The following is a 20,541-nucleotide window of genomic DNA, read 5'->3' on the forward strand; positions in this document are numbered from 1 at the left end:
TTCTCCTTCCTCAGTGATTCGGTGAGTCAGCCAGTTGCTGACGAATAAATTGGGTGGTAAGCGTTCTGGCAATCGCTAAATCAAAGGGCTTGCCACTCAATGCGGCACGCAGCCACAAGCCATCAATCATAGAAGCCAAACCGTAAGCTGCCAGTCGGGCCTGCTCGCGCGGCATTTCCCGGCGAAACTCTGCAGCCAGGCTGGAGAACAGGCGGCGACTGCTGACCCGCTCTAACCGGCCCAGCTGCGGCTGATGCATGCTGCTTGCCCAGAAGTCGAGCCACGCTTTCATGGCGGCACTGTGCAGCTGGGTATCATCAAAGTTACCTTCCACAATGGCCAGCAGGCGCGCTTCGGTGCTGGCGTCTGCCAGCGGTTTAAGCCGCATGGAAACGGCTTCGCGCAGCTGGCGCGTGACATCACGCATGGTAGCTTCGAGCAGGCCATTTTTATCTTTGAAATAGTGACTGATGATGCCGGTAGAGACGCCAGCCCGTCGGGCAATTTGCGCGATGGTGGCGTAGTTAATCCCTACGTCGTTGATGGTATCAAGCGTCGCATCAATCAGTTGCCGGCGACGTATCGGCTGCATTCCTACCTTTGGCATCACTACCGCTCCACCTCAAATCGAGACCCCTATTAAAACTTTTTTTGATTGCACGTTCAATATAAAAAAGAAAGTTGTTAGGATGGTGTACTTCGTTTGTTACAAAAGCCAAACGGTGAGCTACGCTTGGTAGCGATTTATCACCGTGCCCAACTAACGGAGGTAAAGCAGGGAGTACAACAACAAGATCAGCCACACTGATCGCATCAATTTATTAAGTAGTTACAGGAAATTAACCAGAGGTTATCGATGATTAATCCACCTGCCAGTGAAAAGGACAGAATTAATCCCGTGGTGTTCTTCACCTCGGCCGGACTGATTCTGACATTTTCACTTGTCACCATTCTCTATAGCGACCTTGCGGGCGCCTGGATCCAGATAGCGGTAAACTGGGTCTCAACCACGTTTGGCTGGTATTACATGCTGGCCGCCACGCTCTATATCGTTTTTGTGGTCTATATGGCCTGCTCGCGCTATGGCGCGATTAAGCTCGGGCCGGAGCAATCCAAACCGGAGTTCAGCCTGCTGAGCTGGTCGGCGATGCTGTTTGCCGCCGGTATCGGAATCGATTTGATGTTTTTCTCCGTTGCAGAGCCGGTGTCGCAATATATGCAGCCGCCGGAGGGGGCCGGACAAACCATGGAAGCGGCGCGTCAGGCGATGGTCTGGACGCTGTTTCACTACGGGCTGACCGGCTGGTCAATGTACGCATTGATGGGGATCGCGCTCGGTTACTTCAGCTACCGCTATAATCTGCCGCTCACCATTCGCTCAGCGCTCTATCCGATCTTTGGTAAACGCATCAATGGACCGATTGGCCATACCGTGGATATCGCTGCGGTAGTCGGCACCATTTTTGGTATCGCTACCACGCTGGGTATCGGGGTAGTGCAGCTGAACTATGGCCTGAAGGTACTGTTTGACGTCCCTGAAGGACTGACCGCGCAGATGGCGCTGATTGTCCTGTCGGTGATCATTGCGACGATCTCCGTCACATCGGGCGTCGACAAAGGTATCCGGATCCTGTCTGAGCTGAACGTGGCGCTGGCGCTCGGCTTGATCCTGTTTGTGCTGTTTATGGGCAAAACAGACTTCCTGCTGAACGCGCTGGTGCTGAACGTTGGCGACTATATCAACCGCTTTATGGGCATGACGCTGAATACATTTGCGTTCGATCGTCCGACCCAGTGGATGAACAGCTGGACGCTGTTTTTCTGGGCGTGGTGGGTTGCCTGGTCGCCGTTTGTTGGCCTGTTCCTGGCGCGAATCTCTCGCGGCCGCACCATTCGCCAGTTTGTGCTTGGCACACTGTTCATTCCCTTTACATTTACCCTGCTATGGCTCTCTGTATTCGGTAATGCCTCGCTGTATGAAATTATTCACGGCGATGCCGGCTTTGCGCAGGAAGTGATGGCGCATGCTGAACGCGGCTTTTACAGTCTGCTGGCGCAATATCCGGCGTTTAAGCTCAGCGCGTCGGTGGCGACCATTACCGGAATGCTTTTCTACGTTACCTCAGCGGATTCCGGTTCGCTGGTGCTGGGTAACTTCACCTCAAAGCTCAAGGATATCAATAGCGACGCGCCTAACTGGCTGCGTATCTTCTGGTCAATCGCGATTGGGGTGCTGACCATGGGCATGCTGATGACTAACGGTATTTCTGCACTGCAGAACACCACGGTTATCATGGGGCTGCCGTTTAGCTTTGTGATCTTCTTTGTGATGGCCGGCCTGTGGAAATCGCTGAAGGTAGAAGATCATCGTCGCGCCAGCGCCGTGCGTGAAACCGCGCCCTATATTCCCTCAAGCAGCGATCGCCTGAGCTGGAAGAAGCGGCTGTCGCGCCTGATGAACTATCCGGGTACGCGCTACACGCAGCGGATGATGGAAACGGTTATCTATCCGGCGATGGAAGATGTGGCGAAAGAGCTGGAGCTGCGCGGGGCGCACGTAATGCTGGAGAAAATGCCGGCTGAAGAGGGACAGGCGCTGGGGCACCTTGAGCTGCGCGTTGATCTGGGTGAAGAGCAGAGCTTTATGTATCAGGTCTGGCCGCAGCAATATTCAATTCCCGGCTTTACCTACCGCGCCCGCAGCGGTAAATCGCACTACTACCGGCTGGAGACCTTTTTACTGGAAGGAAGCCAGGGCAACGATTTGATGGACTACAACAAGGAGCAGGTGATTATCGATATTCTCGATCACTATGAGCGTCACCTGAACTTTATCCATCTGCATCGTGAAGCACCGGGCAGTAATCTGACCTTCCCTGAGATGTAACCCTCCGGGCAGCTGCGACCATGCAGCTGCCCGTTTTCTTTTTTCTCCGCCTCGCGCATTCCTGTCTGAGAGCTAGACTCACTAGCTGCTGTTAAGGGGAATTCTATGAAACTGGGTTTTGCGTGTAAGTATTTCGATCATGAGGCGAAGCAGCCTTTTCCATTCAAAAGCACCACTCGTACCCGCTTTCTGGGCATGCAGGGTGATGCCGCCGCCACGCTGCTAATTGGGCTGGCCCGTACTAACCTCACCAATCTTTATGCTCTGCTGGAACAGCTCGCCACGCTGCCTGATGCACTGCGCATGATGCGTATCGGCAGCGATCTGCTGCCGCTCTATACCGTTCCGCAGGCTACGCCACTCTACCGCGAGGCGATGCCGGAGCTGGCGCCGCTGTTTGCCCGCTGTGGCGAACTGGCGCGCGCCAGCAATATTCGGCTCTCGTTTCATCCCGGACAATATACCGTGCTGGCGTCTGATAATGAGGGGGTGGTGGAGCGTGCAATTGAGGATATTGAATATCATGCCACCTGTGCCGTTCTGATGGGCTATGGACAGCGTTTTCAGGATTTTAAAATCAATATCCATATGAACGGCAAAAAGGGGTTTGATGGTTTTCGCGATGCGTTTATGCGGCTCAGCCCTGAGGCGCGTAATATGCTGACGGTAGAGAATGATGAGGTTTCCTGCGCGCTGGATGATGTGCTTCAGGCGCGCGAGCTGTGCGCGGTGGTGCTGGATATTCACCATCACTGGGTAAAAGAGAATGCCTTTATCAAACCTGACGATGGCCGGATTGCACAGATTATCGACTCCTGGCGCGGCGTGCGTCCGGTGCTGCACTACTCGATTGCGCAGGAAGGATTGATCCCCGATAGCGGTTTTCCCGATCAGAACGCGCTGGCAGCCTCCAAAATGAAGCTGCGCGCGCATTCGGACTACTTCTTTAATCAGACGCTAAACGACTGGGCGCTCTCGTTTGACCGGTTCGATATCATGTGCGAAGTCAAAATGAAAAACCTCGCCCGCGACCGGCTCTATTTCTATGCGCTGGAGCGCGGTGGTCACGCTACGGCGCCGTGATCACAATAGCGACGCGGCGGTTCTGCGCACGCCCCTGCGAGGTACTGTTGCTGGCAACCGGCACCCGCATACCCAGCCCGCGCGTCACAATATTCGCGCGCGGGACGCCGCTGCCGGCGGCCCACTGCTGCGCTACGGCATTGGCGCGTTTAAGTGAAAGCTGCTGATTATAGCCCGCTTCACCGTAGTTATCGGTATGACCATCAATGCGCAGATGCGTAATACCGGTAGCTGCCAGCGTGCCGGCCGTGGAGGCGATGCGCTGTTTACTGGCTGCGGTAAGTTCTGACTCATTAATGCCAAACAGAATACGGTTGGGTAACCCCAGCCCCCAGCCTTCGCTGTTCTGACTGAACCCCTCCTGCTGCAGCGCCGCAACCTGGGCACGGGTAAACCCGCCGGACTGGCAGCCCGCGCAGGTGAGTATCAGCGCCATCAGGCAACCATAGATTTTCACAGCCGATCCTTATTCAATTTTTTGTTTTTATACATATGCAAATCTGCCCGCTCCAGCAGTGAGGCCACGCTGTCGCCAGACTGCGCCCAGGCATAGCCGATGGTGACCGAGGTGGTAATAGTGCGGTCTTCGCTGAGCGCGATAGGCTGGCGCACCGCGTGCTGTATGGCATCCCGAAGTTCCTGCAGCCGGGCAGGGGTGGTGCGGCTGGTCAGGACCATTGCGAACTCATCGCCCCCCATGCGTGCAACCAGATCGCCCTCTGAGATCAGGCCAGCCAGGCGTTCAGCGGTGGCTTTCAGCACTTCATCCCCGGCAGCGTGTCCCCAGCTGTCGTTAATGCATTTAAAGCGGTCACCATCCAGAAACAGCAGCGCAAAGCGCGGCGGCGTTAACGGACGATCGAGCAATTGCGCCAGCCGCGCCACAAAAGCAGAACGGTTCGCCAGACCCGTAAGCGGATCCGTCAGCGCTTTTTCTGCCAGCGAACGGTTATCACGCAGCAGCGATGCTTTCAGCGTCTGCATCTCACTCAGCAGCGCGTTCAGATCGCTGGAGAGCAGCTGAAACTCATTGATCGGTTCAGGCGGCACGCGCTGGGTAAAATCACCGGTGCGGATCACATAGTGAATGGCGCGCGTGATAGTGCGCATGGAGAGCAGAATGCCGCGATGGAGAAACTCGCTCAGCATAAAAGAGATCACCAGCACGCATAGCATGCCGCAGGTCAGGATCAGGATGGAGTAGTGGATAAACTCGCTGGCGCCATTCACCGTTCCGGCCAGCGTCAGGCTGCCGGCCCGGGTACCCGCGTGCTGTATATCAACAGTGACCGGACTGGCGTAGATCCACTGCCGCAGCTGTTTTTCATAGAAGCCGCTGTGTTCGCGGCGGTTGACCCAGTCAACCAGTACGGTATGGCTGGCGGTGACCAGCTGCGCCGACGCAAACATCCCTTTGTCACCCAGCATGGCAATCTTACTGTGCGCATCATAGCTGTCTTCAAATACCGTTGCCGCAGTAAGACTGGTGCTCAGCGTGGTTGCCGTCAGCGCCAGATTGCGGTTTTCGTAACGCTTAATAAAGTAGAGAGAGGTCGAGGTCATCAGCAGCCAGCACAGCAGCAGGATCACCGCCGCATTTATGGTGCTGATGCGGCGCAGGCGACCGCGCAGTGATGAACCCTGACGTTTTCTCAGTAAAAATTTCATCTTATTGGTTCTCTTTACGCGACAGCATCAGCACATCGGGACTGACTTTGACGCCGCTGCGTGCCAGTGAATCGAGATTCACCGAAAAACGGGTACGTTCCTCACCAAAAATCATACAGAAAGTGGCGCCGGTTGCGCAGTCAGGGTTATTTTCCGCCATGCTGAGCACCGCTTTATCAGGCATTGCTGCCAGAGCAGCGTGCTGCTGAGCCGGAGTTTCCGTGCCGAAATAGACCGCGTCGCAGTGCAGCGCGGATAACCTGCCAGCGCTGTCAGCGCGCACGACGCTGAACGGCGTGGCAGGCGGCGCGTCGGCTGATGAAAGCGTGAGGTGTCGGGCGGAGGCCAGGATGCAGAGCTGCGGCACCTGCACCGGAGGTGGCCAGCGGGTAAAACTCAGGATACCGCTGACAATGCGGTTAGCGCGATTGTCAGCGGCAGTATGCTCAGCGGCGTATGCCATCGGCCAGCTAAGCAGCACCAGCAGCGCAGGCAGTGCGCAGCACAGCCAAAGGCAGGATCCTTTTGAATACGGGGCAGGAAATCCTTTTATCTGCATGGCACTCTTCCTGGTCAGTAAAGCCGGGATAGTACCATTTACGCCATGAAATGCGTAACCAGTACGGGATGAAGCTTTTAAACCGGTCTATTGCCACCGCTCATTTGTAGCCACAGGTTGTGCGAGCCGCGACGTTAACTCCACGCCAGCGGGCGAACCGCGGCCAGGGTTTGCGGACAGACTCTGTTCAAATAGTCAAACATGCCCTGGGACAAAGCCGCCGTGCATTCAAGTAATCCGTTACTTCCCTGAAATTGATTCTGCCACTTGATAAGCAAAGAAGGCGAGTCAAAAATTGTTGGGTCAAATTTTGCCGCCTGAAGCATTAAAGCATGAGCGTAGGCGCGCAGTGGCAAAGGCGATTCTGTTTCTGTTCCAAAGTAAAAACTGGAAGAGAGGAGCGTAAATACTGCAGATATGCAGAGAAAATACTCTGCTTTGTTTCGCGGCGATGCATCTGCTATCCCATAAGCTTCTGTAACTGCCCGCGCATGTTGTTGCGTCAGTTGACTCCAGTACTCGTCAGGGTACAGCATAGGGCGAAAGTGCGCTTCCAGCTTAAATTCGGTGGCTTTATCGATCATTTTTTCAGTTGAGGACTTTGCTTCGGTTGCGTTGTCAAAAGCTTTACGGAACTTTCCCAGTTTGAGCAGGTCCAGCAATTTGCTTAACGTATTTTTCTGCTGTTCTGCCAGAAATGGAGTAAGAAACTGAGGAAAGTCGCGGCGAAACAGGTTTTCCGGGTTCACTTCAACCATTTTTAAGCAGTTTTGCGGCGTATCCATTTGATAAAAATGGTTCCAGACGGGGTTCAGCGGATCGGGCCTCAGCATGCCGCGCATGGTGTCAAGACTCATTAAAAGAACCGGGCCGCCTGGATTCGCAGGCATCAACACGAGATTTACCGCATCACTCTCCTGCAGATTAACTTGTGTAGGTTCAGAGAGGGCACTGGTGCGGCTGAAGTGTTCAAAGCGCGTATAAGGCGTAACTTCTCTGCTCTGAAGATAGCGGTCATAGCTTTCCTGAGCGCGAGCGGCAATACTGGAATTTTCATGGTTCTCAGAAACTGTAAGATCAATTATTTGATGAAATAATGCATTTTTTTGCGACAATAAAGATGAGTCATGCGTTATAAGGCGAAGGAAATTTTCAATTGTTGCATGAGATAAGAGGTTCAGATTGCTGCCTGAGATATGTCTATTAGAATAAAACCACTCTTCCGTCAGCCTGTCGTGCCATTGCCTGATACTGGGATCTGAACAGAAAGGTTCTTTGCCAAAAACCTCAAGTATCGGTATGGCTGTGCTAATCAGCTGTTGCAAAGTGATATCCTGACGCGATAACTCATTGATAATTTCTCGCGCCAGCTGTTTTTTAAAATCAGCAAAGCGATTATCGATACTCTGTAATGCCGTTAATGGCGTTCCTTCTGGGTTATTATGATGATTAAAGAATAAATCGATATCTCTCTCTTCGTCAGAGAGTCTGGAAAAATCAAGCTGCATTGAACTATTTTTAAATATGGCCCAAGAAAGATTATGCCCTGTAATATCTCGTTTCCCAAGGGAGCTGTAGCTAAAATCAGCCTTTTCGAACATATCTTTGGGAATATATATGTTATCCAATTTCAGCTTGCGAAAATTGATATGCTTATCTTCAGTTAAAAGAGAGTCGGTTGCCGGAAGTTTTTTATGCTCGCGCAGAAGACGCGCTCGCTGATCGAGCATGATTCTGAAGCTGCACAATTCTTCATAGCTATTTCGTCTGAAATCTGGTGTTCCACCGGCGTTAAATAAATTAACGGCTTCATCGACCATATGTAATGGAAGGGGAGCGTCCATAGAAATAACATCAGTCAGTTTATATCTTAATGAACCACGCACAGTACCTTCGTTATCCACCTCTCTTCTTTTAATATTGCACCGCCCAAGAGAGATGCCTGAAGTATGTTCACGGTAAAGAGTTGCTATTAAATGTGACTTTTTCATGAAAGTATACTTAGTGCTTTCTTTTTCAAATAGTTGCCAGGCATTTACTACGGACTTTAAACGGGCCCAGATTGATTCAGGCGGGTTTAATATATCTACCAGCGCATTTATCTCTGGCCGGAAATGCGCTGTTGCTTCGCAAAGTGAAAGTTTATTAAGAGGGTTTTTTTCCATAGTTAATATCGCCCTGAGGTTGGTGTGAAAATTATGCCTTTACTGTTTGCAGTTAGAAGAGGGGATTAGTGAGTCGGTAATACAATTCCTGGATGCCGCCAGGGGGTATAAAACCGGATGTGAAGAGAGTAACCAGGTTAGATGAACGCCTAATACAGTAAATCGCTCATAAAAAAATTAATTATGTGGTTTATTGTGAAATAGCAGATCTATTTCGGGGGAGCAGCAGGCCAGCTGGCTGGCCTGCGCATATTATTCAGAACTGAGGTCGCGTCCGTTACTGGCGATGACTTTTTTATACCACCAGAAGGATTTTTTGCGCGTGCGCTGCAGGGTGCCGTTGCCCATGTCATCCCGATCAACGTAGACCAGGCCATAACGCTTACTCATCTCACCTGTGGAAGCGGCGACCAGATCGATACAGCCCCAGGTGGTGTAGCCCATCACCGGTATGCCATCGGCGATAGCCTCTGCCATAGCCTCAATATGCTGCTGCAGATAGCTGATGCGGTAGTCATCATGAATTTCACCGGCGGCGGTAAGCTCATCACGTGCGCCGAGGCCATTCTCCACCAGAAACAGCGGCTTCTGATAACGGTCATACATCATATTCATGGTGATGCGCAGGCCCAGCGGATCGATTCCCCAGCCCCAGGCGCTGCGCGCAATGTGCGGGTTGGTCAGCGATTTAACAACGTTGGCGGCGCTGCTGTTCTGCTCATTCATCTCTGCCGAGGCGCAGCGCGAGGCGTAATAGCTGAAGGAGATAAAATCTACCGTGTGACGCAGAATGGCTGTGTCTTCATCCGTTATTTCAAGGGTTACGCCTTTTTCACGGAACAGTCGTGCGCTGTAGGCAGGGTAGGCTCCGCGCGCCTGAACATCAATAAAGAACAGGTTTTCACGATCTTTCTGCAGCGCGGCCCAGACATCCTCTGGCTTGCACGACCATGGATAAAAGTTACCGCCCGCCAGCATACAGCCCACCTGGTTCTGCGGATTAACCTCATGCGCAATCTTTGTCACCAGCGCGCTGGCGACCAGTTCATGATGCGCCGCCTGATACTTCACCTGCTCATGATTCTCGCCGGGTTCAAATACCAGGCCAGCGCCTGAGAAGGGACTGTGCAGCAGGATATTGATTTCATTGAAGGTCAGCCAGTACTTCACCAGGCCATCAAACGCTTCAAAGCAGGTTCGCGCGTAGCGCGCAAAGAAATCGATCATTTTACGATTGCGCCATGAGCCATATTCAATGACCAGATGCATTGGCACATCAAAGTGAGAGAGCGTAACCAGCGGCTCAATGCCATATTTTCGGCACTCGGTGAATACTTTATGATAAAAAGCGATCCCGTCCGCATTCGGCGTCAGCTCATCGCCGCCGGGAAAGAGCCGGCTCCAGGCGATAGAGGTACGAAAAACGGTAAAGCCCATCTCTGCCATCAGCGCGATATCTTCTTTATAGCGATGATAAAAATCGATAGCGTCATGGCTGGGATAGAACTCCTCTTCGCGCAGCGTAAACCGCTTCTCCAGCCCCAGCTTAACCGCCATACGGTTAGCGCCGTGCGGGATCATATCCACCGTGGTCAGCCCTTTACCATCGGCCAGGTAACTTCCTTCAGACTGGTTGGCGGCTAAAGCGCCGCCCCATAAAAAACCGGCCGGGAATGGCGTGTCAGACATAAAAAACCTCAATCATTAACGGGTAGGGATGGCGACATTGCCGGTGGCCGGCTGCGGCTTTTCTGCTGGTGTGGTAACAGGAATATCCTCAAAGCCGAGCAGCAGCGTCAGCACAAATGAAACCACCACGGAAAGCACCATAACGCCGCCCACCCAGACAATGCTCATGGGGTTAGCAGGATCAAAAAACTGGACGCTGGTAAACAGGCCCGGTGAGGCCATAGAGTGGCTGGCGAGTCCGCCGATGCCGGCCACCGCGCCGCAGATAAAACCGCTGATCAGACTGGCGATCAGCGGACGGCGCAGCCGCACGGCCACACCGTACAGCGCCGGCTCGGAAATACCGGCGACAATGGCAGAGGCGGCGGCGGCAAAAGCGGTCTGACGCAGCTCCGGGTTTTTGGTTTTAAACGCGACTGCCAGCGACGCGCCGCCAAGCGAGAGGTTGGCACCAATCTCTGACGGCATCACCATGCCCTCTTTGCCGGTTTCAGCGATGGTCTGAATGATAGTAGGGGTAAAAACGCGGTGCATACCGGTCATCACCAGCAGCGGCCAGAGTGCGCCCATAATGGCGACTGAGAGCCAGCCCAGATAGCCGTGAATGGTGTAGACCAGCGCAGAGATGCCGCTGCCGATCCAGATCCCCAGCGGCCCGACAAGCAGAATGGCTACCGGCGCGGCCAGCAGGACGATCAGCATCGGCTTGAGGAAATTTTTCGTCACGGCAGGGGTGATGCGATCAACCCAGCGTTCGATCCAGGAGAGGATCCAGGTCATCACCAGCGCGGGGATCACGGTATAGGTATATTTCACCGCCGTTACCGGAATAAACGCGAACTCCACCGTCTGGCCCTGCGCGGCTTTCGCCATCAGGTCGATAAAATTGGGGTGTACCAGCACTCCGGCAATGGCGATCGCCAGCGACATATTGGTATTGAATTTAAGCGCGGCTGAAGCCGCAACCATCACCGGCAGGAAAAAGAAAGCGCCGTCGCCGATAACGTTGAGAATGATCAGCGTTGAACTGCCTTTCTCCAGCACGCCACCCATCTCCAGCATCATCGCCAGCAGCTTAACCATTGAGCCACCGATGATAGCCGGGATCAGCGGTGACATCGTGCCCACCAGCGCATCAAGAATGCCGGCTCCGATGCGGCGCAGCGTGATTTTCCGCGCCGGCGCGGCTGCGGTGGCAGAAGCGCCGGGCGTCCCGAGCTGCTGCACCGCCTGGTAAGCGAGGTTTACGTCATTGCCAATGATCACCTGACACTGTGTGTCGGTATAGACCACACCCATTACGCCCGGGATCGCTTTTAGCGCGGCATCATTAATCTTTTCGCGTGCGTGTACCACAAAACGCAGTCGCGTCATACAGTGGGTCACCGCCGTAACGTTCTCCAGGCCGCCAAGCGCAGCAACAATGGAGCGGGCGGCGTCTGCATATTTATTCGCCATGATTTCTGTCTCAGTTTTCAGGGTAAGATTGTCCGGCAGCAGGCTGCCTGTTTTTTATTCATGAGAAACCGGTTTCACAAAATCATGAGATGTGAATTATGTTCAGGCAAGATAATTAAAATTTAATATCTGCAATTGTGACGCAGATCGGATCTCGCCCGGCTGGACAAAAGATAAATTTCTTTGCCTGTCCCGATACTTAGGTAAACTCAGCGCAGGAGAGCTTAAACAGGCAGATTATGACCACTATCACCGAAGTAGCGAAACGCGCGGGTGTCTCAAAAGCGACAGTGTCACGTGTTCTGTCAGGTAACGGCTATGTCAGCCAGGATACGCGGGAAAAAGTGTATGCGGCCATCGCTGAAACCGGCTTCCGGCCCAATCTGCTGGCGCGTAATCTGGCGACGCGCTCCAGCCAGACAATCGGGCTGGTCATTACCAATACGCTCTATAGCGGCAGCTACTTTACCGAGATGATGCAGCATTCAGCGCGCATGCTTGAACAGCAGGGGCGCCAGCTGCTGCTGGTGGACGGCAAACACAGCGCGGCAGAAGAGCGGGCCGCCATTGAGTTCTTGCTCGATCTGCGCTGCGATGGCGTCATCATCTATCCGCGCTTTCTTTCCATCGAAGAGATGGACAGCATTATTGCTCAGCACCGGCATCCGATTTTGGTCATCAACCGCCGCCTGCGTCAGCATACCAGCTACTGCATTTTTGCCGATCAGCACGCCACCAGCGCGGCAGCCGTTGAGCAGCTTATTCTGCTGGGTCATCGCGAGATTGCGTTTATCACCGGATCGCTTGATTCGCCTACCGGACGCGAGCGTCTGGCGGGCTATCAGACGGCGCTGTCGAAGCATGGCATTGCGTTCGATTCGGCACGGGTGGTGGAAGGGCGCTGGCAGGCGGAACAGGGCGTCATGGCTATTGAGCAGCTGCTGAAGCAGCACGTCCGCTTCAGCGCGGTGGTGGCAAGCAATGATGAAATGGCGATTGGCGCACTCAGGGCGCTGGCCGTCCGGGGGATTGCCGTGCCGCAGCAGGTGGCGGTGGTGGGATTTGATGATATTCCACTGGCACCCTATACCCTTCCGGCGCTGTCGAGCGTGAAAATGCCGGTGACAGAGATGATCCATGAAACCATCGCCCGTCTGGTCGCCATGCTCGACGGCGGCGATATCAGGCCAGGCGCGCCGCACACCGGCACGCTTATCCGGCGTGAATCCCTGGCGGCAGGTCCCTGGCTATCCCGCGCGACTCAGTGATTAAGCAGCGCCTGACGGAAAGAGAGAATATGTACCCGCGTCGCCGCTTCCGCCTGTTGCACGTCACCCTGCTCCAGCGCCACGATAATCGCTTCATGCTCGGCGATCACCTCTTCCATATGCCGGACGCTGGAGAGCGTGGTTGCCCAGAAGCGCTGTGCCTGGGCATGAATAATGCTCAGAATATCGGTGAGACGCCGGTTTCCGGCGATCTCCGCCAGCACCTGATGAAATTCCCGATCCAGCAGCATCATCGTCTCTCTTTCATGCGCCGCACCGGCATGTGCGATTTGCTGATTGAGCTGACGCAACGTAGCAATCTGCGCGTCACTGATGCGCACCACAGCCAGCCTGACGCATAGCGCTTCATTCACCAGCCTGACCTCAATCAGTTCAAGCGCATCATCAATAGAGAGCGGCGAGACCATCACACCTTTACGGGGAATGATCTGCAGCAGGCCCTCCGTCGCCAGCCGGTGCACCGCCTGATTAACCGGCGTGCGGCCCATCTGCAGATCTTCCATCACCTGCGCCGTGTTCAGATAGTCGCCGGGTTTATAGCGCAGCGTGATCAGGCGATGTTTAAACGCCAGATAGGCGCGCTCATTTAATGAAAGCGTCTTTCCCTTCGCCTGCGGGTTCACATTTTCAGCCATTACATCACTCATTGCGCACATCCTTTTTTGGGTACTGAGACATATTACACAAAAACCTGGCATGAAAATGGCTACTTTGAAATCACAGTGAAATTTCACAGTCATTTCAAGTCAGGAGAACCGACCATGCAGCTACGTTTCAACACGCAGGAAAACCCGCCCCTGTCGCTGGACGTCACCATCAACCGACTGGTCATTGCGGGCTGGGCCGGGCGCGATCGGGAAGCCGTATTGCACCATATCCGTGAGCTGGAGGCGCTGGGTGTGCCCGCTCCTGGTGCAGTACCGCTGTTCTATCGCGCTACGCCGACGCTGCTGAGCCAGCATGAGAATGCGGAAGTGGTGGGAGAGCAGACGTCAGGTGAGGCTGAGCCGTTTGTCTTTTTTCACCAGGGAGAGTGCTGGGTTTCGCTGATCTCTGACCACACCGATCGCCATCTGGAAACCTTCAGCGTGGCGCTCTCAAAACAGGTATGTGTGAAGCCAGTCGCGCAGCAGGCTTGGCGCATGGCGGAGGTTGCCGCGCACTGGGATCGGCTGGAGCTGCGTGCCTGGATAATGGAAAACGGCGACTGGGTCACCTACCAGTCCGGCACGCTTGATGCACTCCTCTCTCCGCTGGAGCTGATTGCGCGCTTCTCAGGTAAAACGGCTGAAGAGGAGGGATTTGCGATCTCCTGCGGCACATTATCGGCTATTGGCGGTATTCGTCCCGCCGCGGCGTTTCGCATGGCGCTGCACGACCCGGTGCTGAACCGCACGCTGGAGCACAGCTACTCCCTCTCCACTCTGCCGGTGATTGCCTGATGGAGACGCGCCTTATGACAACCTTATGGCAGGCGAGCCAGCAGCTGCAGGCTGGGGAGACCACGTCAGTGGCGCTGACGGCACAGGCGCTGGCGGCGATTCAGGCGGAGCAGGGCGAGGGCGCGCGCGCGTTTACTCAGGTATGGGCGGAGCAGGCGCAGCAGCAGGCGATCGCTGCCGATGCGCGCCGGGCGCGCGGTGCAGCACGCTCACCGCTCGATGGTGTGCCGGTCAGTATTAAAGATCTGTTTGACGTCGCAGGTATGCCCACGCTGGCCGGATCACGGCTGCCCGGTTTTTCTCCGGCGGCGGCAGACGCCACTGTTGTGCAGCGTCTGCTGCAGGCGGGCGCCGTGATCGTAGGGAAAACCACTATGACGGAATTTGCCTTTTCCGGTCTGGGCATTAATCCGCATTACGGCACGCCTGCCAACCCGTGGCGGCGGCAGGAAAAACGCATTCCGGGCGGTTCATCATCCGGTGCGGCGGTCGCGGTTGCGGACGGTATGTCAGCTGGCTCCGCAGGCACGGATACCGGCGGCTCAGTACGTATTCCGGCCGCACTCTGCGGTCTGACCGGCTTTAAGCCCAGCGCCAGCCGTATTGACCAGCGGGGCACGCTGCCGCTGGCACCGTCGCTCGACAGTATCGGGACGATTGCTCATGACGTGCTGAGCTGCTGGCTGCTGGACAGCGTTATCGCCGATGCACCGCTGACGCTCGGGCCGCGCAGTCTGGCTGACGCACATTTTCTTATTCCTCAAACCCGCGTGCTCGACGGTCTGGATGAGGGCGTCAGCGCTGCCTGGCAGCGCGCGCTCAGGATACTGCGCGAGGCGGGTGTGACGCTGACAGAGCAGCCGATGCCTCTGCTGAACGAGCTCGATACCCTTAACGCGCGCGGCGGTATCACCGCGTATGAAGCCTGGCAGTGGCACCAGGCGTGGGTGGAGAGAGCCCCGGCAGAGTACGATCCGCAGGTGCTGCTGCGGATCCGGCGCGGCAGCGCGCTGACGGCGCAGGATGCGGAGCAGCTGTATCAGCTGCGCCGGACGTGGCAGCAGCAGGTCAGCGATTTCCTGTTGCCCTTTGACGCGCTGCTGATGCCCACCGTGCCGCTGATCGCACCCACCATTGCCGAACTGGATGATGAAGAGCGCTACCGCGAAGTCAACCTGCTGATGCTGCGCAACACCAGCGTCATCAACATGCTGGATGGCTGCGCCATTTCACTGCCCTGCCATACGCCCGGCGAGGCACCTGCCGGCCTGATGCTGGCGTCAGTTCACAACCAGGATGCAGCGCTGCTTAGCTGGGCCGCTGCTGCCGAATCTGCCCTGCAACGAGGTTTACATCATGAATAATCCCCACGGTATGCTGTTTGTCGCCACCAGTGTGGCACCCGAAGATGATGCTGATTTTAACCAATGGTATGACCATGAACATGTTGAAGAGCGCGTCGCCATCGAAGGCTTTCTCAGCGGTACGCGTTATCGTGCCGTAGCGGCAGCGCGCCGCTATCTGGGGCTTTATGAAACTGCATCGCTGGAGACTTTTACCAGCGCCGCCTACCATGCCGCCTTTACGCGCCAGACGGAATGGTCAGTCACTAATCTCAACCGGATGATTAATCCGAAGCGACGGGTTTGCGCAGTGACACACCGGCATGGCCGGGGTCAGGGCGCGCATCTCGCTATTCTGACCCTGCCCGCAGACGCTGAAGGCACGGCGCTGCAGGCGTGGCAGCAGCAGCTGCCGCAGGTGCCGGGCTATATCTCCTCCTGCCTGCTGACGCCGGATGTGTCACTCAGCACGCCGTTGCCGCGCGAAACCGATGCCGATCGTCCGATGCACGCCATGCTGCTGCTGCACTGCGCTGATGAAACCGCCTCTGTCACGCTGGCTGCTATGGCCGCGCAGACTTTCCATGCTGATGCAGAGCGCTACGCGCTGAGCTGGCAGCTTACCCGACAGGAGATCTCCTATGAGTAATAATGACTCTGCACTGTCACAGGTTTCACAGCCTGACGTCACGCACTCTGCCGCTACGGGCGCCAGCAAAACCCGGCGGCTGGCAGCCGCCAGCTCTATCGGTACGGCGCTGGAGTGGTACGATTTTACCGTCTACAACATCATGGCGGCGCTGGTGTTTAACCATGTGTTTTTCCCCAGCTTCGATCCGCTGGTCGGCACCATTCTGGCGTTCTCCACGTATGCCGTTGGCTATGTCTCCCGTCCGGTAGGCGGCTTTATCTTTGGGCATCTTGGCGACGTGGCCGGGCGCAAAGCGGTGCTGGTCACCACGCTGGTGATCATGGGCGTCACGACCGCGCTGATGGGTATGCTGCCCGGCTACGCCAGCTGGGGGATCTGGAGTCCGGTGCTGCTGGTTGCGCTACGGTTTATTCAGGGCATAGCGCTGGGCGGGGAATGGGCCGGTGCGGTGCTGCTCTCGATGGAGCATGGTGACGCCAGCAAGCGCGGGCGTAACGCCTCGTTTGCGCAGGTAGGGCCGTCGTGCGGTACGCTGATCGGCACCGGCTTTATTACGCTTGTGACCCTGTCACTGAGCGGCGAGGCGTTTCAGGCATGGGGCTGGCGTATACCCTTTCTGCTCAGCCTGCTGCTGGTGATGTTTGGGCTGTGGCTGCGCCGCGGCGTGGATGAGACACCCACCTTTAAGGCGATGAAACAGGCAGATAAAACCACGCAGGCTCCGCTTAAAGAGGTGTTTACCCATCATCCGCGCGCGCTGCTGATTGCCGGTGGCTCACGCATCGGATCTGACGTGCTGTATGCGCTGGTGGTGGTCTTTACGCTGACCTACGTCACCACGGTGCTGGAGCTGCCGCGTCCGGTAGCGCTGCTGGCGACTATGCTCGGCGCCATCGGCAATGCGATTACGGTGCCGATGTTTGGTGCTTTATCCGATCGGCTGGGGCGTCGCCCGGTCTATATCGCTGGCGCACTGCTGGGCGTGATCTGGAGCTTTGTCTTTTTTGTTCTGCTCGACAGCTCGCAGCCGGTACTGATTGTGCTGGCGGTAATCGTCGGGTTACTGATCCATGCGATTATGTATGGTCCGCAGGCGGCTTTCGTGACCGAACAGTTTCCCGGCCACGTCCGCTACGCCGGCTCTTCGCTCGCCTATACGCTGGCCGGTATCATCGGCGGCGGCTTCGCGCCGCTGATCATTACCTCGCTTTACCGTGAGTCGGGCAGCACGCTCTGGGTATCACTTTACGTGTCGCTGGCGCTGCTGATCACGCTGCTTGCCCTGTGGAAAGCGAAAGAGACGGCGCATAAACCGCTATAAATGTCGCTGGCGAGGGACCGCCGCATTTTTCCGCATCGGACTATCTTCCGGCAGCACCATCGCAATCTGCGCCAGCGGACCCGGACGTCCGATATAGTAACCCTGTACCGCGTCGCAGGAGAGCGCCTGCAGCTGCGCCATATGTCCGGGAGTTTCCACCCCTTCAGCCGTAACCGACAGTGAATAGGCTTTACCCAGCCCAATCATATTTTCTACTACCTGACGCGCCTGCGGGGATTCACCCAGCGGGAAAATAAACGATTTATCGATCTTGAGGCCATCAAACGGAAACGCGCGCAGATAGCAGAGCGAGGCGTAACCGGTGCCGAAATCGTCAATCAGGAATTTTACGCCGAGCGCTTTAACCGCCTGCATCGTCGCCAGCGTTTTCTCCGGATCGCTCAGCAGCGCGTTTTCCGTCACTTCTATCTCCAGCCGGTGATTGGGCAGGCCGCTGAGCTGCAGCACCTGGGCAATACGTGACGGCAGCGCATCATTCTGGAGTTCCGTCGCTGAGATATTAACTGACACAGAGAGCGTCGGCTCAAACTTAACAATATCGCTGCAGGCGCGCAGCAGCACCCAGTCGCTCAGCGCGCCAATCAGGCCGGTCTCTTCCGCCAGTGGGATGAACTGATCGGGCATCAGCAGACCCAGCCGCGGATGCTGCCAGCGTACCAGCGCCTCAACTGCCGTAACCTGTCCGGCTGCCAGCTCATAGCGCGCCTGGTAAACCAGCGCCAGCTGCTCGCTGTTAATCGCATCGCGCAGCTCATGCTCCAGCTCGCGGCGCTGCACAATCTTCTCTTCCATATCGCGATCGAAAAAGACCCACTGATTGCGTCCGCTGTTTTTCGCCTTATACAGCGCGATATCGGCATAACGCAGCAGATCGCTGGCGTTATCGGCGTCCTGCGGCGCCAGCGCAATGCCGAGACTGGCGCCAATGTGCAGCGTGTTGTCACACACCTCAAACGCATCGTTGATACGTGCTATCAGCTGCTGACACAGCGCGATAATACGATCGCGGCTGTTCATTTCAGGCAGGATCGCCACAAACTCATCGCCCCCCAGGCGTGCCGCCAGTCCGTGACTGCCGAGACAGGCGCGGATTCGGTCCGATACCTCATGCAGAACTTTGTCGCCTGCGGTGTGACCGTAGATATCGTTGACCGGCTTAAATTTATCCAGATCGATCATGATAATCGCCAGGCGATGTTGCGGATCGGACGGCAGGCTGAGTTTGCCCGTCAGAAACTCCTGCATCTGCACCCGGTTAGCCAGCCCGGTCAGCTCATCAAAATGGGAGAGGTAGTGCGCCCGCGCCTGCGCCTCATACTCGAGCGTGATATCCGTAGCGCTGCCGCGGAAACCGCTGACGCCCTGGGTCAGCATCACCTCTTTCAGCGTCAGGTTACAGTAGCGCACGTGCCCCTGCGCGGAGCGGTAGCGGCAACCGGTCAGCGTCAACTGACCACCGGATTGCTGAAACAGCGTCAGACGGCTGCGATATTTCGCGTAATCCAGCAGAAAATCCGCCAGCGTACGCTGTATCCACTCCTGACTGCTGAAACCGGTGACGACCGGAAACCGCCCTGAAATCCAGACAAAGCGCAGCTGGCTGTCCATTTCCCAGATCCAGTCCGTAGTGGTTTCGGCGATGTCACGGAAGCGTCGTTCGCTGGCGCTCAGGGCGAGCTGGCTCTGTCCCAGTAGCCAGGCGCTCTCATCATTAAGCTGCGCTTTACGCAGCGCGCTGCGCATCAGCATCAGCGCGGTAAACAGTGAGAGCAGCATAATCAGCACCAGCAGAGGCAGCAATCCGGTCAGCAGCGCGCCGCCAGGATTTGCGCTGCGCCAGACCAGCGCAACGCGCTTGTCACCCACGGAGAGCAGCAGAGCGGGAGAGGCTGGCTGGCCGGCAGGCGAGGTATCCAGATGGAGGTTCTGAATACCATACTCATGACCCAGCTTAAGCAGCTTCTGTGGCGTCAGGCGATCGGTGAAAATCATCAGCGAAGGCGGACCAGGCAGCGCCGTTACGCTGCGGTCGCCTCCTGGGGTGATCCACGCCGCGCTGTAGAGTGTGAGCTGCCCCTTTGCCAGCACGTAGTCGCTGATCGCTTTACCCGCGCTCGCCTGCAGCTGCGTTTTAATCCGGGGCAGGGGATCGGCGCCCAGCCAGAGAGAGAGCGTTCTCTCTTCCGGCTGCCCACGGATTACGCTGTAGCGCGTTTCATCCTGCGGTGAGATAACAAATACCCCCTCATAGGCAAAGGTATCAAACAGCGAGGCGCCAAGATTCTGATTATCCCATGCCCAGCTGCGATTCAGCGTACGATGCAGATTCTGGTACGCCTCGCCCCACTCGGCGTTATCAGAGAGGTGAAATTGCATGACCGCCTGCCGCGTCTGCAGTGCTTTGTCCAGCAGCAAAGATTGCTGGCGATCGGATTGGCGGTTTAAATCGCTGGCGATAAATATCAGGCTGATAAACGCCCCGGCAAATGCCAGCAGGATCAGCAGTACCATCATCATCATAGGCTGACGGATCAGACCACGCATTTGCCCGCGTGTGGGAGAATCGACAAGAGAGGTCTTCGCTATCATAGGCTTAATACGCCAGTTAAAATGACATTACAAAAGTATGTTCAGGTTATCGGCACAGGCTGGCAAAACCTGATGCGTGAACGTGATGTTGCGCTGTGACAGCCCTGCCGGAGAGCTGGTGCATAAAAAGATGCAGGCAGTAAAACTGAATATGTCGGGTGATATGTAATAAACGGACCTGAATAAATGGGCGTTTCAGTGCTCAGGTTCAAGTATAGCCAGCTCTGCAGGCATAGCAGAGGTATCAAATACCCGGAATGGGTAGCCAGAAATTTTTATAACATTTTGCTGTTTACTTAATATAAATTTAATCTTAATAGGAATAAGCCTTATTGAATGTAAATCTGCGTCAATGTTAATTTGACTTATGTCTAT

General features: G+C 55.8%; 16 protein-coding genes. 7 read left to right on the top strand and 9 right to left on the bottom strand.

The genetic code is table 11. From position 1 onward, the window contains the following. Positions 1-10: 10 nt before the first annotated feature. On the bottom strand, positions 11-607 hold the full coding sequence (gene betI / locus B4056_RS09240; protein ID WP_040113539.1) for a transcriptional regulator BetI: 597 nt from the start codon (positions 605-607) through the stop codon (positions 11-13). A gap of 249 nt (positions 608-856) precedes the next feature. Between betI and B4056_RS09245 the strand changes: the two genes are divergently transcribed. Together B4056_RS09245 and B4056_RS09250 are read left to right on the top strand one after the other, a co-directional pair. Further along, positions 857-2,887, top strand: a complete 2,031-nt coding sequence (locus B4056_RS09245; protein WP_094111826.1) for a choline transporter — start codon at positions 857-859, stop codon at positions 2,885-2,887. Positions 2,888-2,992: 105 nt separating this feature from the next. Further along, positions 2,993-3,970 carry a UV damage endonuclease UvsE gene (locus B4056_RS09250; protein WP_094111827.1) on the top strand — a complete coding sequence of 326 codons (978 nt, stop codon included), beginning with the start codon at positions 2,993-2,995 and terminating at the stop codon, positions 3,968-3,970. On the opposite strand, the gene B4056_RS09255 is transcribed toward B4056_RS09250, so the two are convergent. The 6 genes from B4056_RS09255 to ascF form a co-directional block, all read right to left on the bottom strand. After that, entirely contained in the window at positions 3,957-4,406 is a 450-nt protein-coding gene (locus tag B4056_RS09255; protein WP_150034890.1) for an OmpA family protein, read from the bottom strand. The genes B4056_RS09250 and B4056_RS09255 overlap by 14 nt on opposite strands. A 17-nt stretch (positions 4,407-4,423) precedes the next feature. Further along, positions 4,424-5,638, bottom strand: coding sequence for a diguanylate cyclase domain-containing protein (locus B4056_RS09260; protein ID WP_094111828.1), 1,215 nt, complete (start codon positions 5,636-5,638; stop codon positions 4,424-4,426). 1 nt (position 5,639) lies between these two features. Beyond that, positions 5,640-6,197 carry a YfiR family protein gene (locus B4056_RS09265; protein ID WP_040113531.1) on the bottom strand — a complete coding sequence of 186 codons (558 nt, stop codon included), beginning with the start codon at positions 6,195-6,197 and terminating at the stop codon, positions 5,640-5,642. Between the two features lie 134 nt (positions 6,198-6,331). Next, positions 6,332-8,362, bottom strand: a complete 2,031-nt coding sequence (locus B4056_RS09270) for a hypothetical protein (protein WP_288654477.1) — start codon at positions 8,360-8,362, stop codon at positions 6,332-6,334. A 252-nt stretch (positions 8,363-8,614) separates the two neighbouring features. Further along, the gene (locus B4056_RS09275; protein WP_150034835.1) at positions 8,615-10,051 is read right to left on the bottom strand and encodes a 6-phospho-beta-glucosidase; all 1,437 of its coding nucleotides are present in this window, start codon (positions 10,049-10,051) and stop codon (positions 8,615-8,617) included. A 15-nt stretch (positions 10,052-10,066) separates the two neighbouring features. After that, the gene (gene ascF / locus B4056_RS09280) at positions 10,067-11,509 is read right to left on the bottom strand and encodes a PTS cellobiose/arbutin/salicin transporter subunit IIBC (RefSeq protein ID WP_040113527.1); all 1,443 of its coding nucleotides are present in this window, start codon (positions 11,507-11,509) and stop codon (positions 10,067-10,069) included. A gap of 239 nt (positions 11,510-11,748) precedes the next feature. Here ascF and B4056_RS09285 point away from each other — a divergent pair, with 239 nt between their 5' ends. Further along, positions 11,749-12,777, top strand: a complete 1,029-nt coding sequence (locus tag B4056_RS09285; protein ID WP_094111833.1) for a LacI family DNA-binding transcriptional regulator — start codon at positions 11,749-11,751, stop codon at positions 12,775-12,777. Here the strand turns inward: B4056_RS09285 and B4056_RS09290 are convergent. Continuing rightward, on the bottom strand, positions 12,771-13,445 hold the full coding sequence (locus B4056_RS09290; protein ID WP_094111834.1) for a GntR family transcriptional regulator: 675 nt from the start codon (positions 13,443-13,445) through the stop codon (positions 12,771-12,773). The genes B4056_RS09285 and B4056_RS09290 overlap by 7 nt on opposite strands. 114 nt (positions 13,446-13,559) lie before the next feature. Here B4056_RS09290 and B4056_RS09295 point away from each other — a divergent pair, with 114 nt between their 5' ends. Genes B4056_RS09295 through B4056_RS09310 form a run of 4 tightly spaced genes read left to right on the top strand, consistent with a single transcriptional unit; the run spans position 13,560 to position 17,556 of the window. Beyond that, entirely contained in the window at positions 13,560-14,240 is a 681-nt protein-coding gene (locus tag B4056_RS09295; RefSeq protein ID WP_094111835.1) for a DUF2848 domain-containing protein, read from the top strand. Between the two features lie 14 nt (positions 14,241-14,254). Continuing rightward, positions 14,255-15,604, top strand: coding sequence for an amidase (locus B4056_RS09300; RefSeq protein ID WP_288654480.1), 1,350 nt, complete (start codon positions 14,255-14,257; stop codon positions 15,602-15,604). Continuing rightward, a complete protein-coding gene (locus tag B4056_RS09305; protein ID WP_288654481.1) occupies positions 15,597-16,232 on the top strand; it encodes a DUF4286 family protein in 636 nt (211 codons plus the stop codon). The genes B4056_RS09300 and B4056_RS09305 overlap by 8 nt, the downstream gene beginning before the upstream one ends. Beyond that, positions 16,225-17,556, top strand: coding sequence for an MFS transporter (locus tag B4056_RS09310; RefSeq protein WP_071668359.1), 1,332 nt, complete (start codon positions 16,225-16,227; stop codon positions 17,554-17,556). Before B4056_RS09305 ends, B4056_RS09310 begins: the two co-directional genes overlap by 8 nt. Here B4056_RS09310 and B4056_RS09315 read toward each other — a convergent pair. Then, positions 17,551-20,121, bottom strand: a complete 2,571-nt coding sequence (locus tag B4056_RS09315; RefSeq protein WP_244555229.1) for a bifunctional diguanylate cyclase/phosphodiesterase — start codon at positions 20,119-20,121, stop codon at positions 17,551-17,553. The genes B4056_RS09310 and B4056_RS09315 overlap by 6 nt on opposite strands. Positions 20,122-20,541 lie beyond the last annotated feature (420 nt).

It is taken from the genome of Pantoea sp. UBA7232, from assembly GCF_002473195.1.
Taxonomy (GTDB): Bacteria; Pseudomonadota; Gammaproteobacteria; order Enterobacterales; family Enterobacteriaceae; genus Pantoea; species Pantoea eucrina.

What these genes read in the sequence shown, in the direction of transcription:
- betI (WP_040113539.1), bottom strand. Translation starts at nt 607, where the DNA reads ATGCCAAAGGTAGGAATGCAGCCGATACGTCGCCGGCAACTGATTGAT.
- B4056_RS09245 (WP_094111826.1), top strand. Translation starts at nt 857, where the DNA reads ATGATTAATCCACCTGCCAGTGAAAAGGACAGAATTAATCCCGTGGTG.
- B4056_RS09250 (WP_094111827.1), top strand. Translation starts at nt 2,993, where the DNA reads ATGAAACTGGGTTTTGCGTGTAAGTATTTCGATCATGAGGCGAAGCAG.
- B4056_RS09255 (WP_150034890.1), bottom strand. Translation starts at nt 4,406, where the DNA reads ATGGCGCTGATACTCACCTGCGCGGGCTGCCAGTCCGGCGGGTTTACC.
- B4056_RS09260 (WP_094111828.1), bottom strand. Translation starts at nt 5,638, where the DNA reads ATGAAATTTTTACTGAGAAAACGTCAGGGTTCATCACTGCGCGGTCGC.
- B4056_RS09265 (WP_040113531.1), bottom strand. Translation starts at nt 6,197, where the DNA reads ATGCAGATAAAAGGATTTCCTGCCCCGTATTCAAAAGGATCCTGCCTT.
- B4056_RS09270 (WP_288654477.1), bottom strand. Translation starts at nt 8,362, where the DNA reads ATGGAAAAAAACCCTCTTAATAAACTTTCACTTTGCGAAGCAACAGCG.
- B4056_RS09275 (WP_150034835.1), bottom strand. Translation starts at nt 10,051, where the DNA reads ATGTCTGACACGCCATTCCCGGCCGGTTTTTTATGGGGCGGCGCTTTA.
- ascF (WP_040113527.1), bottom strand. Translation starts at nt 11,509, where the DNA reads ATGGCGAATAAATATGCAGACGCCGCCCGCTCCATTGTTGCTGCGCTT.
- B4056_RS09285 (WP_094111833.1), top strand. Translation starts at nt 11,749, where the DNA reads ATGACCACTATCACCGAAGTAGCGAAACGCGCGGGTGTCTCAAAAGCG.
- B4056_RS09290 (WP_094111834.1), bottom strand. Translation starts at nt 13,445, where the DNA reads ATGAGTGATGTAATGGCTGAAAATGTGAACCCGCAGGCGAAGGGAAAG.
- B4056_RS09295 (WP_094111835.1), top strand. Translation starts at nt 13,560, where the DNA reads ATGCAGCTACGTTTCAACACGCAGGAAAACCCGCCCCTGTCGCTGGAC.
- B4056_RS09300 (WP_288654480.1), top strand. Translation starts at nt 14,255, where the DNA reads ATGACAACCTTATGGCAGGCGAGCCAGCAGCTGCAGGCTGGGGAGACC.
- B4056_RS09305 (WP_288654481.1), top strand. Translation starts at nt 15,597, where the DNA reads ATGAATAATCCCCACGGTATGCTGTTTGTCGCCACCAGTGTGGCACCC.
- B4056_RS09310 (WP_071668359.1), top strand. Translation starts at nt 16,225, where the DNA reads ATGAGTAATAATGACTCTGCACTGTCACAGGTTTCACAGCCTGACGTC.
- B4056_RS09315 (WP_244555229.1), bottom strand. Translation starts at nt 20,121, where the DNA reads ATGCGTGGTCTGATCCGTCAGCCTATGATGATGATGGTACTGCTGATC.